This window comes from Paenibacillus sp. FSL F4-0243, from assembly GCF_037963295.1.
In the GTDB taxonomy this organism is placed as follows: domain Bacteria; phylum Bacillota; class Bacilli; order Paenibacillales; family Paenibacillaceae; genus Paenibacillus_AQ.
Window position 1 is genome coordinate 1,780,911 of the sequence record NZ_CP150151.1, and the last position, 17,448, is coordinate 1,798,358.

Genomic DNA, 17,448 nt, shown 5'->3' on the forward strand with positions numbered 1-17,448 from the left:
AGGGATTCCAATATAGGTCAATCTCTGGGTGGTCGGCGAACGCTGGGCTGCTCGCTGCAGTGCTCACCCGTGGCCATTCCTGCCTGCAGGAGTGCCTGCAGTTATTTTCGGGCTCCCTGGCTCAGTGCTGGCTCGCGGATCCGCCGCAGATGCTACTGCTGCAAGTTGCAGCACAACCAGGTGATCGGGTTTTTGATCCGCAGCATCCGGCGCTCTTCCGGAGGCGGATGCACCAGGACCGGCGAACGCCTGGCAGCTCACTACAGTGCTCACCGGTGGCCATACCCGCCGTCTGCAGGAGTGCCTGCCGCAGTTCCCGGACTACCCGGCACGGTGCCGGCTCAGCGATCGGTAGCAGCCGGCGGCTTCCGGATGTGGATACCGCGAACGGGCATACGTCAGGCTGCTCGCTGCAGTGATCACCGGTGGCCATACCTGCCGTCTGCAGGAGTGCCTGCAGGTATTCCCTGGCTACCCCGGCGCTGGCCGGTTCGCGGATCCACCGCAGCTGCTGCTGCCAATACATTCCTGGTGAATGGCAAGCTGAAGCGCAATCCAACAACCGGCTTATCGATCGGCACCGTAAAAGCATGCTTTTGTGGACACTTAAAAACGTCTGTTATTATGTTCCAAAATGTGGTCGGGAGCTGGGCATCGAGGAACGGTTTATTTTTGTGGACAAGCTAACCAGAATCATTAATTTATTAATATATATCTGCTATACATTAGCGCTAATACTATTATCTATTTTGATCCAATCATAGTCATTGTTTGGCCATCTCATTTTGATTTGATTCAAATCTTTATCGATCTTCCTACGATCATTATATTCTCAATAGAATCGAACATAGTTAAGTAATAGAACTATGATTCTCAATTGACTTAGCCACCACTTCATGAATTTCATCATGGAAAGAGCGGATTCCCTGTCATCCCTACCCACAGCTCGGATTGTTCAAGATGGGCTGCAAGCTGAAGCAGTAAATCTTCCCGGCCTTTAGCAGCCATTACCTGTACCCCCAAAGGTAGTCCCTCTCGCGACATGTGGACGGGAACGCTCATAGCTGGCTGACCCGTCAAATTGGCGAGCTGGGTGAACGGTGTGTAGGTTAGGCTTGGTTTAAACATAGCGTAAATCATTCTCTCTTGTTCCTCTTTCGGCAACTCATTTACATGCAGCAGTTTTTCGATTTCAGCAGAGCTATGCGTTAACTCGCCAATTTTAGGCGCTGAATCCGCATTTGTTGGTGTGATATACAGATCGTAGCGGTTAAGCAGACCTGCCATTTGAGCGGCTGCAATATCCCATTCATCCAGACTATGCACAAATTCTGCCGCAGAGACCTTTCTTCCGGCTTCCCCAAGGACCCAAGTAACGATATCGACTTCACTGGAAGTAATGGAACGTCCCATCATTTTTTCCAGCGATACGAACATCGCTGCCACTTCGCCAGTATTCATCGTATAGTAATTCTCCATCAGTCTTACACCATTTACTGGACTTAGTTTTTCTTCAACTTCATACCCCTCTGCTTCGAGCCATTTTACAGTTTTGAGCACAGCAATGACTGCTTCATTCGTTACAGGAGTGCCTACTGGAGAAGCAGTTGTGAACGCTATGCGCAGTTTTCGCTGTGCTGGCTTGAATAGATCGTCTAAATAGACGCCCGGATATAGTGGTGTTTGAAAAGCAGCCTCTGGCTGCACAACCTGTAGTAGATCCAGCATCGCAGCACTATCACGTACGGACCTTGTCAATGCAAAGTCAATAGAAGCGCCTTGCCATTGACGACCGACACCTGGTCCTACTGGAGTACGTCCACGGGTGGGCTTCAGTCCGAACAAGCCGGTGAACGAGGCGGGGATACGGATCGAGCCGCCACCATCACTAGCACCCGCTGCCGGAACAATACCAGAAGCTACAGCTGCAGCTGCACCACCACTTGAACCGCCGGGGGAATATTCGGGATTCCACGGATTACGTGCCGGGCCATGAAGGACGTTCTCGGTAATGTTTTTGAGGCCGAATTCTGGTGTATTCGTATGTCCAAGCGGAATGAATCCGCCGTTTCTGATTCGTGCTACGTAGTTCGAGTCACGTCTGGCAGTATTGTCTTTCATAAGCAAGGCACCCGAAGTAAGAGGTTCTCCAGCGATAGCTTGGGAGATATCCTTGAGCAGAAAAGGAACGCCAGCAAACGGGCGAGTGCTATCATGAACAGGCATATCGTCAGCTTCCTTAAGAGCAGCTTCTCTACGAGTGCGCACGACTGCATTAAGAACTGGATTGACTTCATCGAGCCGAGCGAAAGCGGCTTCGACAAGCTCACGAGGGGAGACTTCACGTGCTTTGACAAGCGAAGCAAGCCCTAGAGCGTCATATGTAGAATAAGAAAAGGACATGATAGATAACCTCTTTCGAATAGGCGTGAATTGCCTGTATTTTATATATAACAATGTATCATTTATCGTCAGTAAAGGACGACCAAGCCCTTTCTTCTGATCCCATTATACATCTCGATAGTAATGATTTGAAAATGGATATCTGACATCTATCAATTCTTTTTTATGCCCGATTAGGCTATACTTAGTGTTAAATGGATCTTATGGGGTGTACTGATGAACGAAGATAAATATCAGAATGTTGATGGACTAATGGAAGCTTTCCAGCAATTTGCCAGGATGAATTGGCGTAAAACTACAGTCTGGGGATTGAAGCCAAGTGAGGTTCGGATGTTGGTTTCTTTAAAGCTCGGCAAGGAACGGGAAGGGAAGAAGGGCCAGACAGTATCCGATATCAGCAAGTTTCTTAAAGTCACTTCTCCTACGGTTACACAGATGGTCAATAGTCTGATTGCACAGGGATATGTAGTGCGTTCTGCCGATGCCCAGGATCGCCGAATCAGTGAGATCACGCTTACGGAAAAAGGAGAGCATTTGGCCGAAATGGCCGTGACGAAATCCCGAAATACCTTTAAAGGCATGATTGATTATATGGGTAGAGAAAAGACAGATTCGTTAATGGAGCTGTTAAACGAAGTCTACGATTATTTCGAAGAATTGAACGATCAACCAACCGAATCCTAATCTCCTTCACATAAAAAAGAGATGCCGCACAGCCAAAGCTGTTTACGGACATCTCTAATGTATATTTATTTGTGATTAATGTGCAGCAGGTACTGACTTTTCAAGGTTTTTGCCTTCGCTTTTTCCCTCTGCAGTTACCTCTGTTTTTTTCTCACCACTTCTTAACGGAATCTCTTTAAGGAACAGGACAAGCAATGCTGCGATGACTAACAGTGCCGTGCCGCTTAAGAATACAACCGTCAGAGAATCGCTTAGTGCGTTCCGCAGCATCTCAATCAATTGATTGAAGAGCGGCTGGATTTGCTCTGGCAGCGTTGCGTGCAGTTCCTTCAGCTTAGGCTGATCTAGCAGCATTTGCGGATTCATAAATGCGGAAAGCTGTTTAGCGGATTCAGGGTCAAGTTTGGTTAAATCTGGACCCTTGCCAGAGGACACTGCTGCCTCTAGTTTATTCGTTAATGAAGTGTTCATGATGGTACCCATAATAGCGATACCGATGGTTCCACCTAAATTACGGAACAAAGTATTTGTAGCAGTAGCAACTCCTAGCATGGAGGGAGCTACAGCATTTTGTACGGTTAAGGTAAAGACAGGCATCGATAGTCCTAAACCAATCCCGAAGACAATCATGCTGACTACGGCCATCGCAATGTTGCTCATAAAGGCCATTATGATCATGGCTACAACCATAAATGGCATACCCATCAGGGCATAACGCTTGTATTTACCTGATTTGGAGATCCATCTACCCACGAGCGTACTAAGTACAATCATTGCTAATGACATCGGCATATTAATGAATCCGGAGTTGGTCGGGGAGACACCTTCTACACCTTGGACAAAGAATGGCAGATAGATCATTGCGCCCATCATACCAGCATTCATCAGGAAGCCGACAACCATGGAGATGGTTACGATGGAATTCTTAAATAAGGATAATGGCAATACTGGACTTTTAGCTTTTCGTTCAATCAGAATTAAAATAATAACTCCGAGAATAGATGCCCCGAACAAGCTGAGAATCTCTGGGGAACCCCATTCATATTTTGTACCCGCCCATGAAAAGCCGAGCAAGAGTGCAACAATGGTAAGGGAAAGGAAAATGGAGCCTAAGTAGTCAATGGATTCTGAAGTGGAGCGTGCAGTTTTAGGGAACATTTTCCAAATCATAAAGAAAGCCACGATACCGAAAGGCAAGAAGATCCAGAAGATCCATTTCCAAGCCATGTGATCCACCATGAAGCCCCCAAGGGTAGGACCAATTACACTAGAGAATCCAAATATGGCCATCATAATTCCAGTCCACTTGGCTCTCTCTCTAGGAGCGAACAAATCACCTACAGCGGTTACGGTAGCCGACATTAGAATCCCGCCGCCAAGACCTTGAATCCCGCGATAAGTGATCATTTGGAAAATATTTGTCGACAATCCGGACAGGAAAGCGCCTATAATAAAAATAACGATCCCCGCTAAGAGGAATGGCTTTCTTCCATAGATATCGGATAATTTGCCGACAAGTACGGTAGCGATTGTAGAGGTGAGCATATAGATGGTAATTACCCAAGTATAATGTTCAATGCCTCCTAACATCGCAATAATTCGGGGCATTGCAGTACCCACAATGGTCTGGTTGATTGCTGCGAAAAACATAGCCGCCATTAAAGCAATCATAATTGTAACTTTTTTCTTTTGCGAAAGATGCTCCAGAGCTGTTCCTCTCCTTTAAGTTCTATATATTGTAGTTTGGGATTTCATGTCTTAATAATTAGGTAGCCAAACTATCATTTATGTATAATACACAAATTCATCATTTAGCACAACTGTTTAATTATTTAATTTTTATGGAAACAGAATGTGATTTGGACTTGATTTTTTGGAAATAGGTAAGTAATCTAATTAGATTGAGTTAAATTGGAGGTGCCCTATGGATACTCAAAATAGTCAAGAGCAGAAGCTAATCATTGCCTTTGAAAATATTAAACGTTTGACCTCTCGTCCGTCCTCGAAGGAAGCTATTTCTTATAGAGAATTTATGATGATGTATGTCATAAACAATTTAATGAAGCGAAAGAAGCTTTCAGACGAAGTCGAAGAGCAGCAGGGAGTCATGATTTCTAGATTAAGCGACTTGCTCCAAATTAGCAGACCTACTGCGACACAAATGGTTAACAGTTTGGAGGAGAAGGGTTACGTGGTGCGAACAACGTCCGATACCGATCGGCGGGTTGTATATATTGGTCTGACGAATAAAGGGGAGCAGATTTATGATTCCCAGATGGCTACTTTTTCAGGTATTTTAAGTGAAGTTACGGAAAAGGTGGGTAAGAAAGAGATCGACCAGTTGATTTTTCTGTGTGATCGTTTTCAAGAAGCGGTGCATGAAGTCAGAAGCCGCCAGCTTTTTACTCAATCCGATGAAGATCCGCTCGTTATGGATTCCGTATAGCGACCATTCCAAAAAAAAGATATTTCGGTGCCTCTGCCCGGAACGTCTTTTTTTAATTATAAGAAAGTATAAGTTTCGCGATATACTTTATCCTTATAATTCTCGCATAAACGCTCACCGTCCTTTAAAGGACGCCGAAGGCGTTTTAGCTTGCAGCATCCAGAGCAAGGAGGAATTACAATCAGAATATTAGCGATTAGCGACATTCACGGAAGCTATTCCGAATTCAACGCATTATTAAAAAAAATAAACTATCGGCCATCCGAGGACAAGCTCATCCTGATGGGGGATTATGTGGATAGAGGTCTCAATAGTAAAGGAATTGTGGATCAAGTTATGGCCCTAAAGCGGGAATGGGGCGTTACTGTTCTAAAAGGTAATCATGATAAAATGGCCTATGACGCGCTCACCAGCGAGGATGATAAACTGGATACGCATTGGCTAAACAACGGTGGTTTGTATACATTGATGAGCTATTGTGAGGCGGATTCTGATTTTTTAAAAGCGGATTTTGGCTGGCATGATTATATGATGCTGAAAGAAGAAATTAGACAGAAATACAAACATCATTTGGACTTTCTAAGTTCATTGCCACTTTATCATGAGACGGAAGACCATATCTTTGTCCATGCAGGCATTAATCCATTAATAGCGGATTGGAAGCAGCAGGATCCATATGATTTTATCTGGATCAGAGAGCCATTTTATACGAATCCTGTAGTTAGCACTGACAAAACGGTTATTTTCGGTCATACCTCGACGATGGATCTACATGATTCGGAAGACATCTGGTTTAGTCCGCTGGGCGATAAGATTGGTGTGGATGGTGGATGTGCCTATGGTCAACGTCTGAACTGTTTGGAGATTTCTGGAGGGGCATACAGCACACATTTTGTTCGGAATGGGGAGAAGCCTTGAGCTGTCTCTCTTTTTTTAAAATAATAGAAAGTATAAGTTTTTCACCTATCCTTTGTAGAATAGCACTGTATTTAACGCCAACTATGTATAAAATAAAGAATAGGGGGTGTAATAGATGAATGCAAACAACAAATATCATATCCTCATGCAAGGGACTATCAGCAACAATGTGAGCGAAACCTGCAAGGAGTTTGGCATATCCCGGACGATCTATTATCAGTGGTGTAAAGCTTACCAAGAGCAGGGGATGGATGGACTGGCAGAGAAGGAACGAAAGCCGGTAATGCCTAATAAAGTGGATAAGCGAACGGAAAGATTGATCTTACAATACGTTGCCAAATTCCCTGAAGATGGACCCAAGCGAATCTTTTACGAACTGCAGGATGAGGGTGTGAACATAGGGGAGTCAGGTATTTATAATGTGCTGCGTCGAAATGGACTTAGTAAGAGAATAGAACGGGAGGCTTACGCCAAAGAAGTTAAAGCAAAGAAGCGGGACGGCGCGCAAGCGGCTAACAGCAGAGGGTGTAAAGAGAAATCCAAACCTCTGGACTATAGGATGAAAAATCCGGAAAATGCTCATCCCGGGTATATGTGCCAACAGAGTATTAGCTATATGGGAGTGTTCCCGAGGGTAGGAAAGGTGTATCAATACGTGGTCTACGATGCCTATTCCAGATTAGGCTTAGTTAAGCTATATAATCGGAAGTCCGCCATTCATTTTATCGATTTTATGGATTTGAAGGTCATCCCATTGATGAAGACCTTAGAATTCCAAATTAATAATCTGGTTACGAACAAGAGTCGTGAATTTACTACGAACTGGGATAGAGGTAAACATAAATACAGCGATTTTTTACATAAGAACAACATAAATCAAGTAGCTATTACTGCAGATCAGACAGAAGTATTTCAACCCTTACAGCAATTTGCAGCGGTGTTGACGAAAGAGTTCTATCAGCAGGCTTGGTTGGATGATACGATTGATTCCTTTGAGACTTTAGAAAAGCGCTTACACGAATATTTGAGGATCTATAACTTCAGCAGGGTGATCACAGACGGACCTAATCAAGGTAAAATACCATCGGATGTCGCACTTGAGTATGCAGGTCAGCGTGAGACCTTGCCATTATGGTTATTTACAAGGAGATAACGGATGATGACTAATATGAAGTATGAAGACAGAATAGGGATCATCGGTGCAGGGATTTCTGGGGTTACAGCTGCTTACCAGCTCGCGAAAAAAGGATATACTCATATTACTCTCCTTGAGAAGTCGGACCGAGTAGGTGGCAAGTGCCACTCCATCGAATACAAAGGGAAAACTTATGAAATGGGAACTCTAATCGGCTTGCCAACTTATAAACATACGATAGAACTCATGAGGGAGTTTGATCTTATGGACAAGGGGCCACTCTTGGAACGGGGATTTTTTGATACAAATGGGCGAAAAACTACTCAGATTCCTATGGACCAAATTCAGATGTTTACCCAAGAATTCAAACGGTTGCCGGAAATTTTGAAACGTTATAAGTCACTACAAGAACCGGGTTTTCTACACTTACCGGCAGATCTATGTCAGCCCTTTTCAGATTGGTGTACGGAGAATGAGCTATCTGTAATTGGGCAGGTGTATATGCATTACTTCAATACTTTTGGTTTTGGGAGTATTCAGGATGTGCCGGCCGCCTATGTATTGAAATTTCTTACTTATGATAATTTATTATCCTTTATTGAGATCACTCACATGATAACCTGGCCTAAGGGAGTCACTGAACTCATTAGAAGAATGGCCGACCAAGTAGAGGATCTGCGTCTGACTTGTGAAGTGCTACATATGGAGCAAGAGGGAAATGGTCAAGTTCGGGTGGAAACAAACCAGGATATCTTTTATTTTGACAAGGTTATTTATACTGCTTCCTTAGAGCATCTGGGCGATATGATTCACTTATCTTCGGTAGATAGAGCATTGTTTGAGTGTATAATCTATGAACGGTTTCGGGTATATGCCTACAGAGTGAAGGGGTTGCCGGAGCTTTCTGGATATATCCCCTGCAATATGAATCCTGAACGCAAGGGACATATGATGGCATGGTATTACAGGTGGGCAGATATGGGAACAACGGATCTAGTTACGGTTTATGTAGCGGAGAATGATGAGATGACAGATCTCGAGATGAGGGAAAAGGTAGAGAATAAACTTCGCGAGCTTGGCGGCGAGAATATCCGTCTGTATATGATGAAGCGCTGGAAGCAGTTTCCCCATGTAGATTCTAAAGCGATCCGTGAAGGCTTCTATGAACGGCTTGATCAGATGCAAGGAAGAGATAAGATCTATTATGCAGGAGAAATCATGAATTTTCCTACACTGGAGAACTGTATCGTATATTCGAAATACTTAGTTGAAAGATTTTTTTAAAAATGCGTGAGTAGTAAGCCTTGTCCACAAAGAAATTTGTCGGCAAGGTTTTTTGTATTGCATAAAGTATATATTTTTGGCCCCCCCGCAAAGTACCTGAGTAAGCATTAAAGCAAAAATCCACTTTGTGGGGGATATTTTACGTTCGAGTTAGGTTTACAGTTTGTAGTTCTGTAGACATAGTTTCTAATAGATTCCCTTACTTGGGGTAGGACCTTGGATGAATTCCAGTCCTATTGATGTGTAAACTCAACTCGAAATGAGACTATGAAAACCTTGATAAATCAACGTTTTGAGCGGTTTGATCGTTCGAAGGAGGATGGGATATATTGGACTCAAGACATAGCTTATATACAAAATATGAAGGAGGAATACATTATGTTTTTATTCGAATCGATTCCTTGGTACTCTGCTCTAATGTGGTTAGTGGTACTTGCAGGATTAATGATTTTCAACGAAATAGCTCGAAGAAGCAAGTGGTTCTCAATCATTCTGTTTATCGTTGTCCCTATTGTTCTTACCATAGCGGTCTGGCCAAATACGGCAGGCGAAGGCTCCAGTACTGGAACATGGTTTCACTGGGTAAAAGTATATTCTGCCTTGGCAGGATGTATAGGGTTTATGGCTATCCGTTATGTTAAAGGATGGGACAAAAATAAATATATATTAATGTTCCCGGCGATTATCCTTGCAGTTAACATTCTTGAAGCAGTTATCCGTGATTTCCAAGTGTACAGCTTGCAAGGCATGGTGGATGGCGTAATGATGGTAGGTGGTCCTTGGAACATTATGAACGGGATTGCAGGTATTCTGAACATTATTACGATTTCTGGTTGGATGGGTATTGTTATTAGTAAAGACAAGAGTAAGGATATGTTGTGGCCGGACCAGCTGTGGTTCTGGATCATTGCTTATGACATTTGGAACTTTGCCTATGTATATAACGCAGTTTCTGACCATTCCTTCTATGCAGGTGCAGCTCTTCTGATCTCTTGTACAATTCCAGCATTCTTCTTCAAAAAAGGAGCATGGCTACAGCACCGTGCACAAACCTTGGCGATTTGGATGATGTTTACAATGTCGTTCCCGGCGTTTGTTGGCGATTCAAAGTTCTCCGTACAATCTTCTCACAGCGAAACGGCGCTTTGGGTTGTGAGTGCATTATCTTTAGCAGCTAATATTGCAGTGTTTGTCTATCACTTCTATAAAATTACCAAACATAAACGCAATCCGCTTAAAGTGGAAGTTTATACAGATTTAGCGGCTTATAAGACGATTGCCGAGAGTGCAAAATAATAGAAGGCTTAATAGCTTCTTTAAGAATCCGCGCCTAGCGCGGGTTTTTTTTATGGAATAGAATTTATAAAATTTCGAGATTGCTGAGAAATATATGCGGAAAACCAAATACAATGTGCCGACGGTAACGTTAGCGAGCTGAATGTATGCGGAAAACCGAATACAATGTGCTGATGGTAACGTAAGCGAGCCGAATGTATGCGAAAAACCAAATACAATGTGCCGCCAGTAACGTAAGCGAGCTAAATGTATGGGGAAAACCGAATACAATGTGCCGCCAGTAACGTAAACGAGCCGAATGTATGCGAAAAACCGAATACAATGTGCCGACGCTAATGTAAACGAGCCAAATGTATGCGAAAAACCGAATACAATGTGCCGACGCTAATGTAAACGAGCCAAATGTATGCGAAAAACCAAATACAATGTGCCGACGGTAACGTAAGCGAGCCAAATGTATGCGAAAAACCAAATACAATGTGCTGATGGTAACATAAACGAGCCAAATGTATGCGAAAAACTGAACACAATGTGCCGACGGTAACGTAAACGAGCCAAATGTATGCGAAAAACCGAATACAATGTGCCGACTCTAACGTAAACGAGCCAAATGTATGCGAAAAACCAAATACAATGTGCCGACGGTAACGTAAGCGAGCCAAATGTATCAAAAAACCAAATACAATGTGCCGACGGTAACATAAGCGAGCTAAATGTATGCGGAAAACTGAATACAATGTGCCGACGGTAACGTAAGCGAGCCAAATGTATGCGGAAAACCGAATACAATGTGCTGATGGTAACGTAAACGAGCCAAATGTATGCGAAAAACCGAATACAATGTGCCGACGGTAACGTAAACGAGCCGAATGTATGCGAAAAACCAAATACAATGTGCTGATGGTAACATAAACGAGCCAAATGTATGCGAAAAACCGAATACAATGTGCCGCCAGTAACGTAAGCGAGCCAGCGCCGTTATCCGCCCCAAATCACCCGGGAATGGGCTTGTTTTAGGGAATAAGTGAAATATGGTCCGTCTCTCGGAACCTCACTACGAAGGTGTATATGGATACGATTATGGAATTACGGATGTACTCAGCTTGTAACTCTACTCTACCTCCAAGGAAGCCGTCAGGAGTTTTTCTTGCGTAAATGCAAAGATCGATCATAATCATCAAGCATAACGCAATCCGCTTAAAGACTTTTGCCAACACTTTTGATGAACGAATGATTCTATGGTCTGAAGCTGCATAATTCTGATGAAGTTTATGTTCTCCAAATATGTGAAGGGCAGTTGCTGTTTTTTGACTCCAGATTAAAGACTTAAAAGTGTATCTATAGTAAACTGAATGTAAAGTGCCCACGGTATAATGGGTATAATTTGTTGAAAAGCTCTTCGGATGAAGAGTTTTTTCCATTTTACAGAAAAGAATGTGATATGTTATGCAGCTTCGCGCGAGTCTTCAGAAGAAAAGATTGCTGGAGAAATATCTTTCTGGGGAGGGGATGGATTATCGGCAAATTATAGCTTTATTTATTCCAATTCTGATTGACCAGGCCTTCATTATTGGACTTAATCTGGTAAATACCGCAATGATTAGCTCGTCCGGGATGGCGGCGGTCAGTGCAGTGAATATGGTGGATTCGCTGAATATTTTTCTGATCAATGTGTTCGTGGCGGTTGCAACCGGGGGGACAGTGGTAGTCGCGCAGTATAAAGGGAGCGGAAACGACCGGATGGTGTCCCAGGCTACGGCGGCTTCGGTCGCTTCGGTGTCGCTGATCGCTTTGGGAATCGGTCTGCTCCTGATGGGATTCCGCACTCCTATATTGAACCTTTTGTTCGGAACCGCCTCACCCGAAGTGCTGGACAATGCCCGCATCTACCTGATCGGCAGCAGCATCTCATATCTGGGCATCGCGGTGGTTCAGGCGGTATGCGGAGCTCTGCGAGGAGTGGGCAAGACACGGGCTTCTTTGATGCTGTCGCTCATCATGAACCTGCTGTATGTTATCCTGAACGTGGTCTTCATTAACCTGTTGCACATGGGTGTGCTGGGGATGACGCTTGCGATTAATATCGCGCGGTATGCAGGTATGGTTTGTGCCCTGGTGTATCTGTTCAAGGTGGATACGGCCCTGCGGGTGCGTTTTCGTGACCTATTCCGAATCCCTCTGACCATGCTGCGGAGAATCATGTTCATCGGCGTGCCATTCGCGGCAGAGCAGATGTTCTTCAACGGGGGGAAACTGCTCACTCAGGTGTTTATTGTCAGCCTAGGCACTTATGCCATTGCGACCAATGCCATTGCCGGCTCGCTGGCTCTGGTGTTTCAAATTCCAGCCAGCGCGCTGTCGCTAACTATTGTAACGGTGGTCGGCCAATGTATCGGGCGGGGGAATGTCTCTGAAGCCAGAAAGTTTATCAAGTCCTTTCTCTGGATCGGGTCTGGCTCTTTGGCGTTGATCGCCTTGATTCTGATGCCGCTATTCCACCCGCTGGTATCCATCTTTTCCCCACCTTCCGAGATCATTGATGATCTGTTTGTGGTGCTGTTGGTGAATTCCATTGCCCAAGTTCCGCTGTGGGCCGTCAGCTTTATTTTGCCGTCCGCACTGCGGGCAGCGGGAGATTCTCGCTTCACCTCAATTACCTCAATGCTGACGATGTGGCTGTTTCGGGTGATTTTTGGATACATCCTTGGGATCGTACTGGGCTACGGCGTCATGGGTGTCTGGCTGGCGATGAACTGCGAGTGGGCCGTTCGCGGGGGCATTTTTCTTTGGCGCTTCAGGGGCGAAAAGTGGTTTGCACACAAGCTGATTTAGAATTGTTGTTAAGGATACGTACTACGTACGCCAGCTGACGGAAACGTAGCTCTTTTATATTAACAACGTAAAAATACAGCACAGGGCAGCGATTCTCATATTTACTTGAGAATTGCTGCCCTCCGTTTTAGTTATCGACTGCTTGCTTTAGCTGATTATGTTTACAATTGGGTCAGTCGCGATTCTAGAAAATTCTCCGATTCCATTTATTCAGCTTGGCACTGCCCCCTCTGATTTCTGCGCTCGGAATTCCTTCCTTTTGAAACAAATTAAAAGACAAGTCAGTAACAACAAACAGATTAAAGTTGCTGTATGAGTAAAACTACTATTCCAAAACATAATCTGAACATTCATTAAGGAATGGACGCCAATCACGAAAAATAGATTCTTGGTTAAGACATAGAGTAATGAGAATATGACCCCTAGAATTACTAGTACGATAAAATCATAAACAAAATCCATTCCGACTAATCCTGAATATATCCGATTTGGGATATGTATAGCGGCAAAGATCGATTGTGAGATAAGCATTGCATAACCGATGCGTGAAGTATGGTTATTGACTTTTTTTAATAAGAGATAGATTTGAACTAGCAGAAAGCCCCGAAACAAAACTTCTTCCAGTAAAGCATTTCCGAAAATCTGACCCAGGAATTCACCAAAGACGACGTTCGAATTCGTAAAGATATCATTATTGAATGTTAAACTTGAGTGAGTTAGTGATATCATACCTAAATCAACAATGTTAATTGCGAGCCAAAATAGAAAAGTGCCGATAAGTCCTGCTAATAATGTATTCCTTTTTAACCCCAAATCCCTCAGCGATAATTTAGCTATTATACATAAGAAAATAACCACTTCTAACACAAGACCGAACAGATTTGCAGCTAACGTTTCGTTGATCCATCCGTTTGTGCTTTTGGCAATAACGCTTAAAGTTCCATTTGCAAAAAGTACAAGGTTAACCGTTAGAGTGAAGAGAATATGAATAAAAATGAGACTGACGATAAAGCGTATTGATGTAGGCTTAACTTTAACAATCGATAGCTCCTCAGTTACTTTATTGCGCAGCATGATTTGTAATCCTCCTTTGGTTTTACCCGAGCATTGCGTATTCTAGAGCACTATTTATAATACATAATTTTCCAAATGTTATCTGAGATTTACTATATTCTTTAAGTGCCCGAGTTCACCATTACAAAAATCATATATTCTCACGTTATTCTTAACTCCTACTCAGATTGACAGATGAAGGGGCACTGGCTATACTTGAAATGTTAAAATGTAAATCGGATAAAACGTTGATGAAAATGAAGTACGCCGGAGGATGGCTTGATCAGAGAACAGGTTCCTTTACGAAAACATTTCGTAATGGCTGGGAGAACCTTGAAGACAGGCCGGTGGAAAGCTAATTTCGGAGTGTGAGATCACAAACTCACCGGGGGCACCCGTTATCAGCCGCGACAAGGCGATCGCCCTTTAACTTTCCCGTAAATTGGGTCAAGGCGATAACCAGGGTGGTACCGCGATATTAATCGTCCCTGAATTATTCAGGGGCGTTTTTTTGTTTTTATTTTTTAGAAAATTTGTACAATTTGGCGCATGAGCCGAATTAAAAAGATGAGACGGGAGCTGTAAACAATGAAAGCAAGTGAAATTCGTTCCAAATGGCTTAAGTTTTTTGAAAGTAAAGGTCACAAGATTGAACCTAGTGCATCTCTCGTACCGCATAACGATCCTTCGCTGTTGTGGATCAACGCAGGTATGGCACCGCTGAAAGCATACTTCGATGGCCGTGAGATTCCTGAGAATCCGCGCCTGACGAACTCGCAGAAATGTATTCGTACCAATGATATCGAGAATGTAGGGAAGACACGCCGTCACCATACATTCTTCGAAATGTTAGGTAACTTCTCTATCGGCGATTATTTCAAAGAAGAAGCTATCACATGGGCTTGGGAATTCTTGACTGGAAAGGAGTGGATCGGCTTCGATCCAGAACGTATTTCCGTAACTGTGTATGCTGAGGATGAAGAGGCATTCAAGCTGTGGAATGAAAAAGTGGGCTTACCAGCAGAACGCATCATTAAGCTGGGAGATGAGAACTTCTGGGATATCGGCGAAGGCCCTTGTGGTCCTTGTTCGGAAATCTTTTATGACCGCGGCGAAGCTTATGGCAGCGACATGAGCGATCCAGAAATGTATCCAGGTGGAGAAAACGAACGTTGGCTCGAAGTATGGAACCTTGTGTTCTCACAATTCAACCATAACAAGGATGGCAGCTATACGCCGCTTCCGAACAAGAACATTGATACCGGTGCTGGACTGGAGCGTTTTGCATCCATTCTTCAAGATGTAGATTCCAACTTCGATACCGATTTGTTCCAACCGATTATTCAAAAAACAGCTGAGCTTGCTGGTGTAACTTATAAAGATAATGTTGAGCAGGATATCGCGCTTAAAGTTATCGCTGACCATGTGCGTACCGTTACTTTTGCCGTAGGGGATGGAGTACTTCCTTCTAATGAAGGTCGTGGTTATATTATCCGCCGTTTGCTGCGCCGTGCTGTTCGTTACGGAAAGACCCTGGGTCTGGATCGTCCGTTCCTGCATGAGTTGACGGAAACCGTTGGTGAGATTATGGGTGTGTATTATCCATCCGTTGTCGAGAATCGGGAATATATCGCCAAGATTATCCGTACAGAAGAAGAACGTTTCCATGAGACATTGTCTGATGGATTGGCTATCTTGGGTGAGATCAGCGCTAAAGCAAAAGCAGATGGGCACAGCACGATTGCTGGCGCTGATGCATTTAAGCTATATGACACTTACGGATTCCCATTTGACCTGACTGAAGATTTCGCAGCAGAGCAAGGATTAACTGTAGACCGTGAAGGCTTCGATGTCGCTATGCAAGAACAGCGTGATCGTGCAAGAGCTGCACGTCATGACGGTGGCAGCATGAAGATCCAAGGTGGTGCATTAGCGGATCTGACGGTTAAAAGTGAATTTGTTGGATATAATGACTCGGTAACAGAGTCGAAAATCATGGCTATTGTTGTGGGTGATGAATTGGTCGATACCGCTGGCGAAGGCGTTGAGTGCCAAGTAATTCTTGAGGCAACACCGTTCTATGCTGAAAGTGGCGGACAAGTGAGTGACACAGGTCTGCTTACTGGCGGTTCAGTTACAGCTAAGGTTAAAGGATTGTTCAAGGCTCCACATGGTCAACATGTACATTTGGTAACTGTGGAAGCTGGAGAATTGAAAGTAGGCGAATCGGTTCGCGCTGAAGTGGATCGTGCACAGCGTGAAGATATCGTGAAGAACCATACAGCTACTCATCTACTGCATAAAGCGCTCAAAGAGGTTCTTGGCGGTCATGTCAACCAAGCAGGATCTTTAGTAGAAGGTGCACGTTTACGGTTTGACTTCTCCCACTTCGGAGCGATTACACCGGAAGAACTAAGCGACATCGAGCATCGTGTGAATGCACAAATTTGGCGTGGCCTTGATGTAGTCATTGAGAACAAGCCAATTGACGAAGCTAAGGCTATGGGCGCCATGGCATTATTTGGTGAAAAATATGGCAATATTGTCCGTGTCGTTCAAGTCGGCGATTACAGCCTTGAGCTTTGTGGTGGATGCCATGTATCCAACACGTCTCAAATTGGAATTTTCAAGCTGCTTAGTGAAAGTGGTATTGGTTCCGGAGTGCGCCGTATCGAAGCAGTGACTGGACGTTACGCTTATCAGTTCACTGAGAGCCAACTGGATCTGCTCAAGCAATCTGCGGGTCTACTGAAGTCTTCTCTGAACGACGTTCCAAAACGGATTGAAGCATTGCATAACCAAGTGCGTGAGCTTTCGCGTGAGAATGAATCCTTGCAATCTAAGCTGAGCGCAACATTTGCCGCTGAACTAACAAGCAGTGTGAAGACGGTTGGTGCAGGTACACAGCTTCTTGCTGTTGCTGTTCAAGCAGGAAATATGGACGCTCTGCGTTCTACTGCAGATGAATTGAAATCGAAGCTCCCGGATGCTGTACTTGTTCTGGGTGCTGCCATGGACGACAAGGTGAACTTTGTTGTAGCTGTACCACAGGATCTGGTGAAGAAGGGCTTCCACGCTGGTAAGATCGTTAAAGAAGTCGCAGCAGTATGCGGTGGCGGCGGTGGCGGACGTCCAGATATGGCACAAGCTGGTGGTAAAGATGCCTCCAAGCTTGGCGAGGCACTGGCTAAAGCAGAAGAATTAGTGGCTTCCCTAGCATAAATAAAAATTACGAAACTATTTCTTAATTTAAACGTATTACGAAAAAACATAGCGGTACTGAGAGTTTGACATCAGTACCGCTACTCTTTATTAACAGGTGGTTAGATTTTCATGAATAGTTGTGCTTGACAATAGCTTAAAAGCCAAAAATATCATTATTTTTGTAGAGGAAATG

General features: G+C 44.0%; 12 protein-coding genes. 8 read left to right on the plus strand and 4 right to left on the minus strand.

Going from position 1 to position 17,448, the window contains the following annotated elements; genetic code table 11:
* Window positions 1–63 precede the first annotated feature (63 nt).
* Window positions 64–273 (minus strand): hypothetical protein, encoded by a 210-nt coding sequence (locus NSS87_RS08030; protein ID WP_339246118.1) that lies wholly within the window; start codon window positions 271–273, stop codon window positions 64–66.
* Between the two features lie 633 nt (window positions 274–906).
* Window positions 907–2,403: an amidase gene (locus tag NSS87_RS08035; protein ID WP_339246121.1), complete on the minus strand. Its 1,497-nt coding sequence runs from the start codon at window positions 2,401–2,403 to the stop codon at window positions 907–909.
* A gap of 216 nt (window positions 2,404–2,619) precedes the next feature.
* Here NSS87_RS08035 and NSS87_RS08040 point away from each other — a divergent pair, with 216 nt between their 5' ends.
* Window positions 2,620–3,087: a MarR family transcriptional regulator gene (locus NSS87_RS08040; RefSeq protein WP_042186061.1), complete on the plus strand. Its 468-nt coding sequence runs from the start codon at window positions 2,620–2,622 to the stop codon at window positions 3,085–3,087.
* Window positions 3,088–3,162: 75 nt separating this feature from the next.
* Here NSS87_RS08040 and NSS87_RS08045 read toward each other — a convergent pair whose 3' ends face one another.
* Window positions 3,163–4,794, minus strand: coding sequence for an MDR family MFS transporter (locus NSS87_RS08045; RefSeq protein ID WP_076284278.1), 1,632 nt, complete (start codon window positions 4,792–4,794; stop codon window positions 3,163–3,165).
* Between the two features lie 217 nt (window positions 4,795–5,011).
* Here NSS87_RS08045 and NSS87_RS08050 point away from each other — a divergent pair, with 217 nt between their 5' ends.
* The 6 genes from NSS87_RS08050 (at window position 5,012) to NSS87_RS08075 (ending at window position 12,998) form a co-directional block, all read left to right on the plus strand.
* Window positions 5,012–5,533: a MarR family transcriptional regulator gene (locus NSS87_RS08050; protein ID WP_076284277.1), complete on the plus strand. Its 522-nt coding sequence runs from the start codon at window positions 5,012–5,014 to the stop codon at window positions 5,531–5,533.
* 150 nt (window positions 5,534–5,683) lie between these two features.
* Window positions 5,684–6,451, plus strand: coding sequence for a metallophosphoesterase family protein (locus NSS87_RS08055; protein WP_339246124.1), 768 nt, complete (start codon window positions 5,684–5,686; stop codon window positions 6,449–6,451).
* 115 nt (window positions 6,452–6,566) lie between these two features.
* On the plus strand, window positions 6,567–7,604 hold the full coding sequence (locus NSS87_RS08060; protein ID WP_042186066.1) for a helix-turn-helix domain-containing protein: 1,038 nt from the start codon (window positions 6,567–6,569) through the stop codon (window positions 7,602–7,604).
* A 3-nt stretch (window positions 7,605–7,607) separates the two neighbouring features.
* On the plus strand, window positions 7,608–8,870 hold the full coding sequence (locus NSS87_RS08065) for an FAD-dependent oxidoreductase (RefSeq protein WP_339246126.1): 1,263 nt from the start codon (window positions 7,608–7,610) through the stop codon (window positions 8,868–8,870).
* Between the two features lie 378 nt (window positions 8,871–9,248).
* Window positions 9,249–10,166 carry a DUF5692 family protein gene (locus NSS87_RS08070; RefSeq protein WP_042186069.1) on the plus strand — a complete coding sequence of 306 codons (918 nt, stop codon included), beginning with the start codon at window positions 9,249–9,251 and terminating at the stop codon, window positions 10,164–10,166.
* Between the two features lie 1,446 nt (window positions 10,167–11,612).
* Window positions 11,613–12,998: an MATE family efflux transporter gene (locus tag NSS87_RS08075; protein ID WP_339246129.1), complete on the plus strand. Its 1,386-nt coding sequence runs from the start codon at window positions 11,613–11,615 to the stop codon at window positions 12,996–12,998.
* Window positions 12,999–13,208: 210 nt separating this feature from the next.
* Here the strand turns inward: NSS87_RS08075 and NSS87_RS08080 are convergent, their stop codons facing one another.
* Window positions 13,209–14,072, minus strand: coding sequence for a type II CAAX endopeptidase family protein (locus NSS87_RS08080; protein WP_339246132.1), 864 nt, complete (start codon window positions 14,070–14,072; stop codon window positions 13,209–13,211).
* Between the two features lie 567 nt (window positions 14,073–14,639).
* Between NSS87_RS08080 and alaS the strand changes: the two genes are divergently transcribed.
* On the plus strand, window positions 14,640–17,273 hold the full coding sequence (gene alaS / locus NSS87_RS08085; RefSeq protein WP_076300047.1) for an alanine--tRNA ligase: 2,634 nt from the start codon (window positions 14,640–14,642) through the stop codon (window positions 17,271–17,273).
* Window positions 17,274–17,448 lie beyond the last annotated feature (175 nt).

What these genes read in the sequence shown, in the direction of transcription:
- NSS87_RS08035 (WP_339246121.1), bottom strand. Translation starts at nt 2,403, where the DNA reads ATGTCCTTTTCTTATTCTACATATGACGCTCTAGGGCTTGCTTCGCTT.
- NSS87_RS08040 (WP_042186061.1), top strand. Translation starts at nt 2,620, where the DNA reads ATGAACGAAGATAAATATCAGAATGTTGATGGACTAATGGAAGCTTTC.
- NSS87_RS08050 (WP_076284277.1), top strand. Translation starts at nt 5,012, where the DNA reads ATGGATACTCAAAATAGTCAAGAGCAGAAGCTAATCATTGCCTTTGAA.
- NSS87_RS08060 (WP_042186066.1), top strand. Translation starts at nt 6,567, where the DNA reads ATGAATGCAAACAACAAATATCATATCCTCATGCAAGGGACTATCAGC.
- NSS87_RS08065 (WP_339246126.1), top strand. Translation starts at nt 7,608, where the DNA reads ATGATGACTAATATGAAGTATGAAGACAGAATAGGGATCATCGGTGCA.
- NSS87_RS08070 (WP_042186069.1), top strand. Translation starts at nt 9,249, where the DNA reads ATGTTTTTATTCGAATCGATTCCTTGGTACTCTGCTCTAATGTGGTTA.
- NSS87_RS08075 (WP_339246129.1), top strand. Translation starts at nt 11,613, where the DNA reads ATGCAGCTTCGCGCGAGTCTTCAGAAGAAAAGATTGCTGGAGAAATAT.
- NSS87_RS08080 (WP_339246132.1), bottom strand. Translation starts at nt 14,072, where the DNA reads ATGCTGCGCAATAAAGTAACTGAGGAGCTATCGATTGTTAAAGTTAAG.
- alaS (WP_076300047.1), top strand. Translation starts at nt 14,640, where the DNA reads ATGAAAGCAAGTGAAATTCGTTCCAAATGGCTTAAGTTTTTTGAAAGT.